Annotated in this window: 1 protein-coding gene; it reads right to left on the reverse strand. The window is 46.0% G+C overall.

What is annotated here, in order from left to right; genetic code table 11:
• Positions 1-204 (reverse strand): transposase family protein (locus WKT05_RS10605; protein ID WP_340414067.1); only part of this gene is annotated, 204 nt, incomplete at its 3' end.
• Positions 205-326: the final 122 nt, after the last annotated feature.

Genomic DNA, 326 nt, shown 5'->3' on the forward strand with positions numbered 1-326 from the left:
AAGCACGTGCTTTCGGCGCATGGGTGCGTCCCGAAGCACTTGCTCCCGGTGATCGTGGACCCAGGCGTGGGTTGAGCCACAGTGAGGACAAACCCGATCATGAACGGGCTTGCAATCAATGGTAATGAGGCGTCTTTCTTCTGAAACGCCGGTGACCTCGATATCTTGGATTCCTAAAAGCAATGTGGTAATATTGTTTTGCACTTGTTTGACCCCCTTTATTATTTTGTGGTGATTTAATTTTAGGTGATTGGGAAAACAAGTGCTATCTTTTTGCATAAAAATATCCATTGAGGAGGTTACTCCCCAACGGATATTATAGAGCC

The organism is Peptoniphilus sp. HCN-40583 (genome assembly GCF_037892835.1).
GTDB lineage: Bacteria > Bacillota > Clostridia > Tissierellales > Peptoniphilaceae > Aedoeadaptatus > Aedoeadaptatus rachelemmaiella.